Below are 11738 nucleotides of genomic sequence, written 5' to 3' on the forward strand. Positions count from 1 at the left end.
GCGCAGCTCCAGCAATCGCCTGACTAGCATCCCCACTGTTTTTGGCCTCAACGCCTGGTTCATCCAGATTTTTTGTCAGCTGCGCTTCAATCCAGGCATCGTTCAAATCAGGATGCGATCCTGCCGACCACTGTGCCCCAAGCGCCTCCCGTCCCTGCATGGCTGCATAGGTATTTTCCGCACAGACGGCGATGCGGTTCCCTAGCGGCATCACCTTAATGACGCCGCTTACTTGCCTGGCGGCCTCTATATCGTAGGACTCCAGTTTTGCCCCGTAGCGCGGCGCCCTGGCAATCATGGCAACGCAGATATCGGGCAGGGTGAAATCCATACCGTACACGGTTTTGCCCTGGACTTTATCGGGTATGTCAAAGCGGGGTCTGGAGGTACCGATAATTGTGTACTCCTCTCCTTTTTTCAGGGGGGGATTTTCTGGGACCGGGAGTTTTGCCGCGGAGGCGACCAGTTCCCCATACCCCAGGCTTGTACCGTCGGGATGCAGCACCCGGCTTTCTTTGGTGGTGCACTGCTCAGGAGGGATGTTCCAACCAGTGGCCGCGGCCTCACGCAGCATCAGACGGGCGGCGGCCCCGGTACTGCGGAGAAGATCCCAGCGATTGCGAAAACTGCTGGAACCACCGGTGAGTTGCGCGTGCCAGAGAGGATCTTTGAACGGTTCCCCAGCCAGGGCCATTTTCACTTCAACCTTATCCCAGGCACCGTCAAACTCGTCGGTGATGACCATGGCCAGACCAGTATGCGTCCCCTGCCCCAGGTTGGTTTGTCCGACCCAGATGGTGATGGTATCGTCAGGGGCGATCTCGACAAAGGCGTGTGGCCTGAAATTGGGGGGCGCTGCCTGAGCAGCATGGGAGAGGTTGGTAAGCTCTGTCGAATCTCCTACAGCGGTGGCAGCGATAACCAGACTGGTTTTCTTGAGGAAGGAGCGGCGGGTCATATCGATTTTCATGGCTCAGCCTCCCTGCTTTCCGTTAAGCGTGTCGGCAGCCTGCTTGATCGCCACCTTCATCCGCGCATGCGAGCCACAACGGCAGAGGACATCATCCATGGCCTGGTCAATTTGACTCTCCGTTGGCTTGGGAACTCTCGTGAGAAAATCAACGGCCTGGAGCATGATACCGGGCTGGCAATAGCCACATTGGGGGACCTGTTGCTCGATCCAGGCCTGCTTGATGGGATGCTCTTCAGGTAATCCTTCAATGGTCGTGATCGTACTTCCGGCGGCTTCCTCAAGAGTGATGACACAGGAACGTTGGGCATTGCCATTCATGAGTACCGTGCACATGCCGCACTCGCCAACACCGCAGGTGTACTTGACGCTGGTAATGCCAAGGGTATCGCGAAGTACCCACAGCAACGGGGTGTCAGGGGCTGCCTCAACCTCTCGCCTTTCGCCGTTTACGGTCAGGGAAAACATGGAGTCTCCTTGTGTTGATTAGTCAAACCGGACAACCTCGTAAAAAGTCGAATTGCTGAAAATCACCCTCTGTGAAATCAGCAGGTTACGAAGCCAGGAACGTCTTTCTCGAGGCTTTTTACGAGAACGACAAACTGCTGCATTCCTCTTTGAGAGAAAAACAGCTCAATTTGATTGAATTAACACCTAATAGCGAAACAAAAAACAGCGCATTACTCAAGGAACTTTTGAATAGGGTCAGGCGTCTTTACCCGCAGTATACGCCTCATCCATGACACGGGTTCCCTCCACACCGGGCTCCCAGAGGCCGGTCACGGAAATCACACCCTTTTCTTTGATATTGCTCAGGCAACCGGTAAAAGTTCGAAAACTGTCAACCGTACTTTCCACGGGGAGCGATCCACCGGCAGCAGCAATGATAAAATAGACCTCTTTATTGCCCAGCATGGTGTAGATCGGGCAGGTCCGATCTATAAAGGTTTTCATTTGGCCGTTCATAGCTCGAAAGTAGACCGGCGTGGCAAAGACCAGGATGTCAGCTGCCCGCATCTTCCTCAAAATCCCGTTCATATCATCAGCCTGCACACAGGCGCCAGGATTCCCGATGCAGCTGCAGCAACCGGTACAGTAATTAATAACTTTCTCCGCCAGGCGAATCTTTTCCACCGTATGCCCCACCTCGGTGGCGCCGCGCAAGAACGCATCACAGAGCAAATCGGAGTTCCCCCCTTTCCTGGGACTTGCCGAGAGAATGAGTATATTTTTGTTCATTTTTATCCTTTTTTATTTCAGTTCGACACGCACCGAGATCGCATCATCAAGGGTATCCATAACAGCTGGGTCTACTGTAATTTTCCCCAAATTGACCAGGTTTCCGTACTGAGCGGAGAGCTCTTCATCCTTGTAGAGAATGGCAAAATAGTTCCCATCTGCGGCAAAGGATATATCACCGTTTTTCCAGCCATTGCCCAGGTCTTCCGGGGCATAGTCTAAAGCTCTTGCCATGACGCCACAGTAATCGTGGACATACTTATGGAGCTGCACCGTGTACGGGAGCATGCTGATGAGATCTTGGGCCGCCCGGCTTCCGTTGAGTACGGCAGGAATACGGGTTTGGCCAACAGTTAAGGTAATTTCAGTCGATTGCATGAATAAATCCAATAAGAGTGTTTTGTAATTTTGTTACTTTGTTTGAGAAAAAATTCACCATTGAAGAGGACGTCGATTTCTAAAGAATCCCCCGGTGGGACCGTCTTCAGGCAGGGTGGCCAACCAGAAGGCTGTCTCTGCCGCCTTCTCCGGTAAAAGAGTCCCGTGAAAATTGCTCATCCGCGTTCGTACCCAGCCTGGGCACATGGCGTTGACCTTGACGGTGCTTGGAAGTTCCTTGGCAAGACGCACGGTCAGCGCGTTCAACGCGGCCTTACTCACACCATAGAGCCCCGGCCCGCCCATGCCTTCTGCAAAGGAACCCCAGTTCGAAGAGAGATTGACTATGCGGCCATATCCCCGCGCAATCATGGCTGGGGCCAGGGCTTGGATAAGATGAAGAGGGCCAGTCAGGTGCGTGGCGATTGCAGCCTCTATTTGATTCTGCGTCAATTGCAGCAACGGGACTTCATCCAGCACACCAGCATTGTTGATCAGGACATCAACATGCACCCCCTGGTTTTCCAGCTGGTTGAGACTCTGGTTAAGCTGAGCCATGTCTGCCAGATCAATGGGGAGCGCAAAAACATCAAAACCCTTTTGGCATAGACTGTTCGCGGCCTCTTCTCCTGCCTGGAGGTCACGAGCCCCAAGCACAACCCGATGCCCATGCTCACCAAGCAATGCTGCTGTGGCCAACCCTATACCTCGATTTGCCCCGGTCACCAAAATCGTTCGTTTCATGGATACTTTTCCCGTTGTACTTTCCAATCCCTGAATCCATGAAGGCGGGAATGGAAGAAAAATCAAAAATTCAAGATTGTCGTTCTCGTAAAAAGCCCCGATATCGACGTTCCGATCTTCGTAACATACTGAATTTATTGAGCCCAGATTTTGTTTTTTGACTTTTTACGATGCCATCAAGATTCTTCTAAAAATACCCTGCTCTCAACACCTAGAGAATACCTGATACTCCCTATCTCTTGCCTAATCCCCTGAATCAGGTTAATTCTCCCCTAAAAAAAGAGTACCGTTTTGATGCAATCCACAGTCTTTACCACCTCGTCTCACGACCTTGCCTCCGGGGTTGAGTGTTTGTTGCAGGCCCTCAAAATCCAGTCGCTGGTTGGGGGTTTCAGCCACATTCTGATCAAACCAAATCTTGTTAACACCGATCCGCCTCCGGTCACCACCCCGGTCGGTCTGGTCGAAGCCATTGTGCTCTCACTGCAGCACCTGGTCCCCGAATGCACACTCTCCATAGGTGAAGGTACGGGATCCACCACCTACGACACAATGCACTGCTTTGACACCTTGGGCTACACCACAATGGCCGCCCGGCACAGAATTCCCCTGCTCGACCTGAACACGGAACCACTGGCTCGCAAAGTCTGCCCGGACTGCACACGGTTACCCGAACTCTATTATCCAGCCCTCTTAGATGAGGTGTTCTTGCTCTCCGTACCCGTGCTCAAGGCTCACACCCTGGCCGGAGTAACGCTCACCATGAAGAATATGATGGGGGTGCTCCCCCCATCCCATTACCAACAGGGCAGCGGTTGGGGGAAGTCGGCAATGCATGCCGATATTGATCTGGCCGTGGCCGAACTCAACCGCTATCGCACACCAGATTGCACCCTGATGGACTGCTCCATCGGCATGCCGGAGTCCCATCTCTGGGGCAGACACTGCGATCCTCCCGTGGGATTACTCACGGCCTCAACGGATCCAGTGGCCATTGACAGTCACGGGACACAGCTTTTGAAAAAAGATTGGCAACAGATTGGCCATATTCGCCTAAATAATGGAATCAGAGGGAACGCCACTTCTTTTGCCGTGGTGCAGGTGTAATTTTGGTGGGAAAATCAGCTCAATAAAAAAGCTCTCACCAGACTAAGAACCCCGGTTAGTTGTTGAAAAAAGAAAAAACAATTTAGTGTTACTCACAACTCCAGGGTAAACTGTTCCAATAATAGCCCTTGTTGCAGTCTGTTGGTTTGTAGACAGTGTCGTGCCGTTGAACCCATCACCTGAATCACGCATTCAGGCATTACTCAAGGAGGAAGGACATTGAAAAAAAGTCTTGTCAAATCAATCGTAGCTCTGAGTTGTGTATGTATGTTCACATCGGGTGTGGCTCTTGCCAGTGCAACCAAGGTGGCTAAACCAAGCCCTGATGAAGCCATAGCCATGCTCAAGGCTGGCAATGAACGTTTTGTCAGCGGCCATTCGACCTCTCCGCATACGGATGCGGCCCGCCTCAAACTTGCAGGCCAGGAAGATCAGGGAGACCACGCCTATGCAACCGTCATCACCTGCTCTGACTCCAGGGTCCCGGTTGAGATTCTCTTTGACGCCGGGGTGATGGATATCTTTGTTATTCGTGTTGCCGGCAATGTATTGGATGTTGATGAGGTGGGATCTGTTGAATATGGTTTGGCGCACGTACACACCCCAGTGTTTGTTGTCCTGGGCCATACGCAGTGCGGTGCGGTCACCGCGGTGACCAATGCTGTGCAAGGACACGGGCATCCCCTGGAGCGCAACATTCCACCGTTGGTTGACAACATTATTCCGGCTGTGAAAAAGGCAATTGCAGGCAATCCCAACAGCCATGGAGCTGAGGTGGTTCCCTATGCCATTGAAGAGAATGTCTGGCAGGGCATTGAGGATCTCTTTATGACAAGCCCTGTCTCCCGGGAACTCGTCAAGACGGGTAAAGCCAAAGTTGTCGGTGCGGTGTACGATGTCTCAAACGGTCATATCAAGTGGCTGCCCGAGGAAAAAACCATGGATATTCTCGCCAAGGTTGAGAAGAACGATCAACGAGCCATGGAAGCGATGGCAAAGTAATACCCGGATCCGTGACGGCGGGTGGGCACTGAACAACGCATCTTTTTAATAAGACTAAGTTTATTAAACAAACTCATGTATTGTTCAGTTTCACCTGACACACTGACGAATGCTCACGGAGTCAGGATTGAAAGAAAAGAAGGCAAGCTAGCTCTTGCCTTCTTTCAGGTCTTCTCTGCACTCAACAAAAGTTGTCACCTCAGCGAATTCCGCAAATTGGTACGCCCCGGTGGTCAAGTGAGATCTTTTCCGTGCCCCCCGGACATTTGACACAAAAAGCGGAATGTCTGGTGGTGTAGCTGTGAAAGCCTCGCTCACAACCGCGAACACAGAACCCTTTTTCATCCCAGGATCCGCGAGGACAACGACCATTGGGAAGCCTATAGGCTCCTGGCTGCGCATAGTGTTGAGCCACCACCCAGCGATAGTCAGAACGCGAACGCGGGCGCGAATTATGGTTCCCTGAACCGGAATTCCCATGACGTCTTGTCATGTCGTCAAGAAATCTGCGATCTTCCTTACTGTCGAGAAAGCCGCCCCCAGAATTGGAATGACTGGACTTAGGTCTTCCGCACCAGCGGTGTTTGTCATTGTATTGACTTCTTCCGTTCCTGCCATCGTAAAAGCCCCCCGCCCATGGATCTGCCTGGCCATAGCCGATATAGCCACCGCATCCTGAGGGCACATCGTACTTGGTGTACTGCTGGTGCTTTTGTTTACTGGCACCAAAGCTTTTCCCCATCCTGTAACACTCGCAATCCGATCGGGCAAAGACCTGGCTTGCCGCCAGAGCTCCGATAAAAATACACACAAGAGTGGAGTGAACCAACAACAACTTCTTCATTCATTTTCCCCCAAAAACGACAATTATCCCCAAAAAGACCAGCAAGATGGAGCTGCTCTTCTCATTCAGGGGGAAGTGTACCATCAATGGGGTATGCGTTTCCAGGCTGCCCAGAGATTTTTTCAGATTTCCTGCCCGAGTGAAATATTACGTTTCATCCTAACGGGGACAGTCCCCCCAAGTGGCAGGAAACCAAAACAAGAGCATCACCGCCAGCACACCAGGGATGAGAGCGACTGCTTTAGTTAGCGTCCATCCAGAAACGGTCTTTTCGGAGTCTGCGCTTACCTGAACTTGAACAAAAATCCTCATTTCTGGACGGACACGAGTTATAAAGGTTTGCATTTTGGGAAAAACAAAAACTGAAAAGAGTGCCCCAAGAACCACCACGAAAGGTAAGCCCAGTTTCAAGCGAACAAAAGGAGACATTTTCATAATAACTCACTCATCCAGAAACCAGGCTGGGGGCTCTCTTTTTGTCCAGCGGGCAAATTGACGTTTATCGCCCCTGTAAAAATTGCGATAGGCCGCAACAGGATCACCGACAACTCTGTATTGTTCAGGCATGGCTTGGGGAAACTCTGTCAATCCCAGGGATTCAAAGCCAATGGACTCAATCTGGTCGAGCACAGCAATGGAGTTATGATCCTTTGTCTTCTCGTAGCGGTAGCGGTATTCACGGTTTAATGCCCTGGCCAAGCGGATCAGCCAGAGAAAATTATCATAGGACGCCCCAGCCCAGAGGATACAGGGATGTTTGACGTGGGTTGATTTATAGGGAGTGGCGAACCCTTTGAGATTAAGCGCAGTGCAGGCAATCTGCGCGCTCTCAAGAATCATCTTGACCACATGCTGATCGCAGTGAGAGCGGGCGCAGAGGTCAATATCGAGATCCAGTACAAAAATATTCATACCACGCCACTCTCCCGCGTTAGAAAAAGAGATTCCCCAGGGGAAATTCAAAAGTTCCCCAGTCAGCTTACACCATGTAGAGCATACCAGGTCGATTCTATGTAGATTCCTGACCCCGTAATGCCTGCATACAGCGCATGCTCTTTTGACAAAGCGAGCAAGTTACAATCTGGGTCAGGCACGGGCCCGATTGCCACGCTTTGCGGGTTGTTCAACAGTAAAGACCAGTGACCTGCAGTCAAAAGCCGTATCGTTCCAAGGCCGACGTCTGATAGCGCCATAGCTGCGGTTCATACCATGAGGATCAAATAACTCCCGCAACAGATCAATGGCAAGACAAAGCAAGACGTAGACAATGAGATAGGCAAGAAAATGAATCATGTGAAGCCTCCGGTGGATGAGATTGATTTCTGAATCCATGTTTGTTGCTGGCTTCACCCTACCCCAGGTAGTAGGACAGGGAATGTCCCACCAAATTTTTTTCTTTATTTTTTCTCCACCTACCACTTAACTTGATCCTTATTCGCCCCTAGCCCGAATTTCTCATAACCATTTTGTCTCATTTTGAAAAAAAGCTGCAAGGGTACTCTCCTGCAACAGCTGAAGCGATGAAAAGTCCGAGCTGCACAACACGTTTAATCTGAAAAACCCAGCCATCATGCCCAAGAACAAACTGCAACATGCCCGTCTGCTCTTCATTGACCGGCAGATCCGCGACAAACGTTTTCCCAACTGTGCAAGTCTTGCAGCAGAGTGGGAGGTCAACCCGCGCACCATTCGCCGTGATCTTGATTATCTCCGTTTCGAACTCGATGCGCCACTTGCCTACTCGGCCAACAAACGTGGCTTTTATTACACGGAAGAGCAGTACCAGTTACCTGCTTTGCAGATGCGCGAACGGGACCTCTTTGCCCTTTTTCTGGCAGACAAGCTCCTGGTTCAATACGAAGGGACACCGGTGTACGACAGCCTGCGTTCGGTGTTCACTAAAATTGAGCAGAACCTGCCCGATAAAATATCGCTTTCTTCAAGCTCAGATCAATCCCTCTTCACCGTGATTCCCCCCTCTTCAACCGTGATTGTTCCCGAGGTGCTGGAGCTGATCTTTTCGGCACTGCGCAGCGCAACCCAGGTGGAGATTGTCTACCAGAGCCCAGGCGCCCTCCCCGAAAGACGCGCGCTTGATCCCTACCACTGCGTTCGCTATGAGGGGGACTGGTATGTGCTTGGCTTTTGCCACCTGCGCGGTGCGCTGCGGACCTTCAGCCTTGCGCGGATTCGCTCAGCGCAGGCAACGGAGATACAGTTTACGCGTCCTGATACTTTTGATTTTCAGACCCTTTTTTCCAGTCATTTCGGCATTCACTGGGGGGAAGGCGCGACCGAGGTTCGCATCCATTTCAACGTGAATGCGGCTCCCTATATTCGCGAGAGGACATGGCATCCTTCGCAACGCATCGATGAGCAACAAGACGCCAGCCTAATTCTCACCATGCGGGTCAACCACCTCCTGGAGCTGAAACGCTGGATTCTCTCCTGGGGTTCGGAGGCAAAAGTGCTGGCCCCGAATGAGCTCATCTCTGAACTCAAGACAGACATTCTGGCTCTGTACCAGACATATGAGCTGCACTGGTGACGGCAGGTGCACACTGATGCAGAGTTTATCTCAGCAGGTCGCTCTCTGAGCTTTTTTGCGGAACCACAATTTTTGTTGGCTTTCAGCCACAAGCCTTGCTAGTGTTATAATTTATCCTAATCCCGGCTAGCCGGTGAATACTCCTAAAGACAGACAATAATCCCTTTTCCAAGGAATCTGACACATGGCCAAAGACAATAAACGAGTGACGCTGGATGCACTGAGCAGAAGATGGCAGAAAACGCCTGATCAAATACTTGCCTTGGCCGCGGAGGGCACTCTTACCCTGTGGTATGAGTTTGAGAACGTCATCGTCCAGAAGCTGAAGAAAAAGAAAACGCCCCAGCCAAAGCTCCACGAAACCATCGTTATTCAGCTGCCGATGAAGATGGTGGAAATGATTATCGGTCGCACGGATCGAATCCAGGTCGCCTCGGAATACGCCTGCCTGACGCCGAAAGGAAAACAGATTCTGATTTCCAATGCAGCGGGCGAAGAATGGGGCGATACCAGTATGGTGGGGCTGAATCCCTTGCGCATCTACGCCTTGGAAAGTGATCTGCCAAAAATTGAAAAAGATCAGGGCATTACTCCCTTTGCAGAGGAGGCGGTCTCCTGCTGTTGTCAATCCCATGGGAGCTGCGAAGAAGAAGACGATGACGAGGATCCTTTAGCCGAAGATCACCCCTGCTATGCCCCGGAGCTCAACATTGCTCTGGAATGCTGGTTTGAATTGATGAGTGAAGAAGAAGATCCAGAATCGATCCTCAAGACTGATATTCGCGATTGGGTGCAAAGCAACTATCCCAGAGCTGACTAAAACAGCAACGGAGCGTATCGTCATGGTGGTGACACCTGCTGCCAAAGCAGAAAGCGTTAATACTCTCGCCCGTTCTCCTGAACGTTTAGTGCTCTATGCCTCATGAAATTCTTTTCCCCATCGTTGCCAGCCTGCTTCTGGTGGTTGAGCACTCCACTCCCCAGCAGGGAATTGCTGCGGGGACAGAGGTTAATGGCTTTGCCGGTATGGTCTGGGGGAGTAGCCTCCAGGCCAATCAGCAGACCAAAAACCTCATCCTCAGCAAAGGGAACGATGGCAAAGGAGGCTCTCTCTACACCCTGAAAGATGTCTCCATGGGTTTTGGACAGGCCACACTCGCAGCCATAGAGTGTTCCTTTGTCAAAAACCGGCTTGCAAGGCGTTATGCTCCTTTTCTACCGGGGAAGCATAATTTTCTCGGAGTCAAGAGCAGAAGCCATACAACGGTACGGTAAGCCAATCTTTATTCCCCAGCAGGGAAGCTCGATGCTGAGCTGGCCCGGAATACAAAAACCAGCATCGTTCTCTCCTATACCCTTGCAAAGTCGAATCCGGATTTCTCTATCTCAAGGCTAAAAAGCTGCCCCCAGTGGCAACTATTTCTGCGGCTTCCGCCCCCCCTAAAGCTCCTGAAAAACCACTGTCCCGTGCAAAAAATGGCTCCACCTCTAGATGATCTGGCTCTGTTTGACCAGTCCTCTGAAGTGGTGCAACAAGTCCCTGCTCAGCCTGGTTCTTCCACCAAAAACGCCTCAGAGGTTGCAAACCAGCAATAAGCTCCCTCTCGCCTCAGGTGATGAGCGTGGAGTTACAAAACTCTATCGATCGGGATCAGGCGTTAACCAGGGTCTGCTGGGAGAGCCTGTGGCGACAGATCGCGTGATCAGGCCTGTGCGGAAGATGCAGCAGCAACCTGGAGCGGCTCCATGAGCTTGGCTGGTGCAGAGCAGCCTGATTCTGACACCAAGATGGATCTGACAGGTGAGTTGGGTACGCTGCGGGAAGAGCAGAAAACAATGGAGTGCAAAACAACCGACCAAGCGCAGGGGCCGTCCGAAAGCTAAGACTGCAACCAACGGCACGCAATCTAGAGCCCAGCATTTGTAGTCTGGTAATAGAACTCTTTGCAACTGCGGTTGAGCTTACGAGAACAGGGAGACGTCACACCACTTAGAGCGGTGGAAAAGGTGCTCCTTCAGACGCCAAGAAGGGACGGAAGAAGTACCGCTGCGCATTTGAGCAGATTCGGGAAACCGTGGAATTGGTCTACTTTGACCACCGCTACACATCCCTTCCCCTGCTGCCGCTTACCGCCAAGGTAGAGCAGGAGTGCAGAACCGGCCAGGGGCCCTATATTGCCCCACTTCCCTTATACTAAGAGTTTTGCTCACTTCAGAGGGAACGACTCTGTCACCTGTTTTTGCTACAGTTTGCTTATGTCAGAAATTTACAACTCTGGCAAGGCTTCCCCATCAAGAGCAAGCTGCTCCTGCCATTGCATCACCCAGAGCTCCCCACTGATCCAGCCGTCACGCTCACGCCGCAGGCGAGTGGGCTGCTCCGCGAGGATCTTCCAGCCAGTGGTATCGGCAAGCTGATGAATATAACTTGAAGAGTAGGCAAACCGTCCCGAGGGCTGCAGACGGTAGCCCGCGTCACTGAGAACCTCCGTGGAAAAACAGAACAGGGCTCCTGCCCGTGCATGCGCATGGGCCAGAGTAAAGATGGATTCCAGAGCCCCCACATAAATGAACACATCTGTGGCGATGAAAAAATCGAATTCTTCGGTGGTGGAGTGCAGGAAGTGGTCAATGGAATCCTGGCGCAGACTGTGATAACAGCCTTTGGTGGCCGCCTGTCTGAGCATGGCCGGAGAAAGATCGACCCCTTCCAGAATGTTGATCCGGTCTTTGAAAGCCTGGCCGCCCAGTCCCGTTCCGCAGCCCAGATCCACGCCATGCCTGAAGTGCAGGCCGGCAAGCGAGTCGGTCAGGGAGAAGCAGTCAAAAAGCAACTTGGGATTTTCATATCCCAGGTCTTCAACCAGACTCCGTTCAAAGTCTTCTGCGTAGGCATCAAAAAATTC

At 51.8% G+C, this 11738-nt stretch carries 14 protein-coding genes; 5 read left to right on the top strand and 9 right to left on the bottom strand.

Features of this window, described 5'->3' with window-relative positions:
• The 5 genes from ACHZB8_RS13350 to ACHZB8_RS13370 all read right to left on the bottom strand — a co-directional run.
• Positions 1–970: molybdopterin cofactor-binding domain-containing protein (locus ACHZB8_RS13350; RefSeq protein ID WP_316861042.1), on the bottom strand; the 970-nt coding region annotated here is incomplete at its 3' end.
• Positions 971–973: 3 nt separating this feature from the next.
• A complete protein-coding gene (locus ACHZB8_RS13355) occupies positions 974–1438 on the bottom strand; it encodes a 2Fe-2S iron-sulfur cluster-binding protein (protein ID WP_316861043.1) in 465 nt (154 codons plus the stop codon).
• A 237-nt stretch (positions 1439–1675) separates the two neighbouring features.
• Positions 1676–2209: a flavodoxin family protein gene (locus tag ACHZB8_RS13360; protein WP_316861044.1), complete on the bottom strand. Its 534-nt coding sequence runs from the start codon at positions 2207–2209 to the stop codon at positions 1676–1678.
• A 12-nt stretch (positions 2210–2221) separates the two neighbouring features.
• A complete protein-coding gene (locus ACHZB8_RS13365; RefSeq protein ID WP_316861045.1) occupies positions 2222–2587 on the bottom strand; it encodes a cyclophilin-like fold protein in 366 nt (121 codons plus the stop codon).
• Between the two features lie 54 nt (positions 2588–2641).
• Positions 2642–3397, bottom strand: coding sequence for an SDR family NAD(P)-dependent oxidoreductase (locus ACHZB8_RS13370; protein ID WP_316861046.1), 756 nt, complete (start codon positions 3395–3397; stop codon positions 2642–2644).
• Positions 3398–3625: 228 nt separating this feature from the next.
• Between ACHZB8_RS13370 and ACHZB8_RS13375 the strand changes: the two genes are divergently transcribed.
• Positions 3626–4438 carry a DUF362 domain-containing protein gene (locus ACHZB8_RS13375; protein WP_316861047.1) on the top strand — a complete coding sequence of 271 codons (813 nt, stop codon included), beginning with the start codon at positions 3626–3628 and terminating at the stop codon, positions 4436–4438.
• A gap of 219 nt (positions 4439–4657) precedes the next feature.
• Positions 4658–5440, top strand: a complete 783-nt coding sequence (locus ACHZB8_RS13380) for a carbonic anhydrase (RefSeq protein ID WP_316861049.1) — start codon at positions 4658–4660, stop codon at positions 5438–5440.
• 1003 nt (positions 5441–6443) lie between these two features.
• On the opposite strand, the gene ACHZB8_RS13385 is transcribed toward ACHZB8_RS13380, so the two are convergent.
• The 3 genes from ACHZB8_RS13385 to ACHZB8_RS13395 all read right to left on the bottom strand — a co-directional run bounded on the left by ACHZB8_RS13385 (position 6444) and on the right by ACHZB8_RS13395 (position 7703).
• The gene (locus ACHZB8_RS13385) at positions 6444–6719 is read right to left on the bottom strand and encodes a hypothetical protein (RefSeq protein ID WP_316861050.1); all 276 of its coding nucleotides are present in this window, start codon (positions 6717–6719) and stop codon (positions 6444–6446) included.
• A gap of 6 nt (positions 6720–6725) precedes the next feature.
• Entirely contained in the window at positions 6726–7196 is a 471-nt protein-coding gene (locus ACHZB8_RS13390; RefSeq protein WP_316861051.1) for a hypothetical protein, read from the bottom strand.
• A gap of 174 nt (positions 7197–7370) precedes the next feature.
• Entirely contained in the window at positions 7371–7703 is a 333-nt protein-coding gene (locus tag ACHZB8_RS13395) for a hypothetical protein (RefSeq protein WP_316861052.1), read from the bottom strand.
• Between the two features lie 151 nt (positions 7704–7854).
• On the opposite strand from ACHZB8_RS13395, the gene ACHZB8_RS13400 reads away from it, so the two are divergent.
• The 3 genes from ACHZB8_RS13400 (at position 7855) to ACHZB8_RS13410 (ending at position 10716) form a co-directional block, all read left to right on the top strand.
• A complete protein-coding gene (locus ACHZB8_RS13400) occupies positions 7855–8832 on the top strand; it encodes a WYL domain-containing protein (protein ID WP_316861053.1) in 978 nt (325 codons plus the stop codon).
• Positions 8833–9016: 184 nt separating this feature from the next.
• The gene (locus ACHZB8_RS13405) at positions 9017–9652 is read left to right on the top strand and encodes a hypothetical protein (protein ID WP_316861054.1); all 636 of its coding nucleotides are present in this window, start codon (positions 9017–9019) and stop codon (positions 9650–9652) included.
• A gap of 926 nt (positions 9653–10578) precedes the next feature.
• Positions 10579–10716, top strand: coding sequence for a hypothetical protein (locus ACHZB8_RS13410; protein ID WP_316861055.1), 138 nt, complete (start codon positions 10579–10581; stop codon positions 10714–10716).
• Between the two features lie 383 nt (positions 10717–11099).
• Here the strand turns inward: ACHZB8_RS13410 and ACHZB8_RS13415 are convergent.
• Positions 11100–11738: methyltransferase domain-containing protein (locus ACHZB8_RS13415; RefSeq protein ID WP_316861056.1), on the bottom strand; the 639-nt coding region annotated here is incomplete at its 5' end.

This window comes from uncultured Cohaesibacter sp. (assembly GCF_963556055.3).
Taxonomy (GTDB): Bacteria; Pseudomonadota; Alphaproteobacteria; order Rhizobiales; family Cohaesibacteraceae; genus Cohaesibacter.